4 protein-coding genes are annotated in these 3368 nt (G+C 75.2%); all 4 read right to left on the bottom strand.

What is annotated here, in order from left to right; genetic code table 11:
• Positions 1 to 755: alpha/beta hydrolase fold domain-containing protein (locus ACTUAL_RS31410; protein WP_440902763.1), on the bottom strand; the 755-nt coding region annotated here is incomplete at its 3' end.
• On the bottom strand, positions 752 to 1000 hold the full coding sequence (locus ACTUAL_RS31405; RefSeq protein WP_096495660.1) for a phosphopantetheine-binding protein: 249 nt from the start codon (positions 998 to 1000) through the stop codon (positions 752 to 754). The genes ACTUAL_RS31405 and ACTUAL_RS31410, both read right to left, overlap by 4 nt.
• A gap of 43 nt (positions 1001 to 1043) precedes the next feature.
• On the bottom strand, positions 1044 to 2648 hold the full coding sequence (locus ACTUAL_RS31400) for an AMP-binding protein (RefSeq protein ID WP_440902762.1): 1605 nt from the start codon (positions 2646 to 2648) through the stop codon (positions 1044 to 1046).
• Between the two features lie 267 nt (positions 2649 to 2915).
• Positions 2916 to 3368: MFS transporter (locus tag ACTUAL_RS31395; protein WP_440902761.1), on the bottom strand; the 453-nt coding region annotated here is incomplete at its 5' end.

Genomic DNA, 3368 nt, shown 5'->3' with positions numbered 1-3368 from the left:
GCGACCCCGGTGAAGTCCGCGCGCCGCGCGGGAACCGCGTACTCCGACGTCGCCGCCTCCGGCGAGTCGCCGAGGTAGTGCCGCCACATCAGCGCGCTGTCCGCGACCTTCCACGACGAGGTCTCCGGGTAGCGCCGCATCGACCCGCTCACCAGCCGGTCGTCCAGCGCCGGGTACAGCAGCACCTGGAGCGCCAGCTCCGGCCCACCCCGGTCGCGCGCCATCAGCGCCACCGCCGCGGCCAGCGTCGCGCCCGCGCTGCTGCCGCCCACCGCGATCCGCTCCGGCGCGAACCCCAGCCCGGCCGCCGCGCCCGCCACCCACTCGACCGCCGCGTAGCAGTCCTCGCCCGGCACCGGGAACGGGTGCTCCGGCGGTCGCCGGTAGTCCACCGACACCACCGCGACCCCGGCCGCCGCGAACCCCAGGCAGCGGTGGTGCTCGGAGTCCAGGTCGCCCGCGACGAACGCCCCGCCGTGGAAGTACACCAGCACCCCCGGCGGCGTCGCGGCGGTGGCGGGCCGGTAGACCCGCAGCCCGACGTCCGCACCCGGCACGGGGAACGAGGTGTCGACCACCTCCACCCCGACCGGGTCCGGCGCGCCGCGCAGCAGCGCCCGCGACAGCTTGCAGGCGCGGGCGAAGTTCCGCCGCGCCTTCAGCGGATCGGTGAACGACACGTACGGCTGGGCCCTCGCCGAGTCGACCAGCTCCGGGTCGACCAGCGCGGTCCAGTCGTGCCCGAGCGCGGTCACCCGGCGGTCCTGGCGACCACCCGCGCCATGCCCGCCACGGTCAGGTCCTCCACGACCTCGTCCACGTCCAGCTCGACGTCGAACACGTCCTCGACCTCGGTGATGATGGACAGCAGCAGCAGGGAGTTCCCGCCCAGGCTCAGGAAGTCCGCGTCGTGCGCGACCGGCGACACCTTCAGCGCGCGCTCCCACACCAGCGCGACCCGCTCGGCCGCGGCGTCCTCGGTGATCTTCTGGATGGTCATGGTGAGTGCTCCGTCCCTCTCGCGGCCCGGCGGCGCGGGCCGTTCACGCGTCGAGCGGTTCCAGGGCGGCCGACGTGGCCACCCGCACTGCGTCCCGGTTCACCTTCAGGTTCCGGTTCAGCAGCGGGCTTTCCGGGGTCAGCTCGCCGGGCCGCAGCGCGATGCGGCTGATCCGCCGCCCGGCCCCCAGGCGGGAGCTGACCAGTCCGATGCGGGGGCGCACCGCGTCCCGCGCGGCCTCCCGGTCGCCGTCGTACCAGACGGCGGCGGCGTACCCGTCGCCGTCCGGCGCCGGGTACAGCGCGACCCGGTTGACCCCGCCCGCCTTGGCGATGTCGAACTCCAGGTCCTCGATCTGGAGCTTCTCACCGCCGCTGGTGATCACCACGTTCTTCTTGCGCCCCTTGAGGAACAGGTGGCCGTCGACGAACTCGCCGAGGTCGCCGGTCGCGATCGTGCGCGGCCCGCGGAACACCTGCTCGACGTCCTCGGGCTCCTCGCCCTCGTAGCCGACGCACAGGTGCACGTCGTGCGTCACCAGCACCTCGCCGTCCGGGGCGATCCGCACGCTGCCGGGCTGGTTCTCCCGGCCGACCGAGCCGATCCGGTTGTCGCCCGGCAGGTTCCAGGTCAGGTAGCCGATCTCGGTCATGCCGTAGATCTGGTACAGCTCGAAGCCCGCGCGGGCGAAGAACTCCAGCATCTCCGGCCGCACCGGGGCCGACCCGACCAGCATCAGCCGCGCCCGGCCGCCGTAGGAGTCGTGGAACGAGCGGAACACCTCGCGCCGCAGGCGCAGCGCCTCCTCGCGGGGCAGCGAGTCGGCCGGTTCGACGGCCCGGTCCAGCGCCTCGCGCTCGTGCGGCGGCAGCTTCTCGTACCGGCTGTGCGCGAACTCGTAGAAGTTCGGCGGCCCCAGCAGGATCGTCGGCCTCCCCTGCTCCAGCGCGGCCAGGAACCGGGACGCGGTGGTGAGCACGATCCCGCAGGCGTTGCGGATCGCCAGGTAGCACAGGTACCGCTGCTGGAAGGTGGACAGCGGCAGCGCGATCAGCACCCGGTCCTCGGGCGTCATCGGGTACGCCGCGCCCTGCGCCCGCACCAGCGCCTCGACCCCGCGCCACGCCAGCAGCAGGCACTTGACCCGCCCGGCGGTGCCGGAGGAGAACGCCAGCGTGAACACCTCGCGGTCGTCCTCCGGCAGCCGCTTCCCCAGCGGGGCCGGGGGATCGGCGTCCGGGGTGAACCCCGGCAGCTCCAGCAGGTCCTCCAGCGGGGCCACCGCAGGGCCGTCGTCGGCCGAGCGCGCGGCCTTGGCGGCGAACACCGCGACCAGCCCGTAGGTCCGCGCCACCTCGGAGTTGGGGCGGCCCTTGAAGTCCGGCACCGGGATCGCCACCGGGACCGCGCCCAGCTCCAGCAGCGCCAGGTCCAGCACCAGCCACTCGTAGCTGTTGTCCCCGCGCACGCCCACCCGCGCCCTCGGCGCGATCCCGCGCTCCCGCAGGTGCGCCGCGCCCCGCTCGACGTCGCCGAGCACCTCGCTCCACGGCGCGAACCGCGTCCCGCCCCGCTCCACCCGGTGCACCCCGCCGGTGGTGGCCGCGCGCAGCCACTCCAGCACGATCCGGGGATCTTCCCCGCCCATCCGGTGTTCCTCCCCTGAATCCTCGCCGCGCGCCCGCCGCCCCGCGACGACCGCGCTCGGGACCGGCGCCCCCTCGCGCCGCCCCGCCGTGCCCGGCTCCCACCGCCGCGCCCGGTCCTGCTCCCGGACCTCCGCGCCCGAACCGGCCGCCGTGCCCGGTCCAGTCGCCGTGCCCGGTCCAGTCGCTCAGACCGCCGCGCCCGAACCGGCCGTCATGCCCGTTCCAACCGCCGTGCCCGTTCCGACCGCCGTGCCCGTTCCAACCGCTCAGACCGCCGCGCCGCTGCTCCGCTCCGAGCCCTCGGTCGCGCCGCCCGCACCCTCCGCGCCCCGCTCGCCGCGCGGCTTGTGCGCGGCCGTGAACGCCACCGCCGCCAGCAGGCCCGCCACCAGGCAGGAGACCCACAGCAGCGGCGCGCCGCGCCCGTCCACGTACGTGCCCACCGCCGGTCCCAGCGCGAACGCCGTCGACTGCACCGCCGCCAGGTACCCCTGGTACCGCCCGACCCGCCCGCTCGGCGACAGCGACGCCGCGGCGCTCGCCACCACCGGGGAGAACAGGATCTCGCCGATCGTCCAGGTCACCACGCTCGCGATCAGCAGCGCGAACGACGGGAACGACCCGGAGGCCGCGATGCCCACCGCCATCAGCGCCGTGCCCAGCACCAGCGGCAGCCGCCACGGCAGCGTCCGCGTCCACGCGCTCAGCGGCACCTCGAA

It is taken from the genome of Actinosynnema sp., from assembly GCF_052038725.1.
The sequence above is the reverse complement of the archived record's forward strand: the minus strand, read 5'-3'. Positions and strand labels throughout refer to the sequence as shown.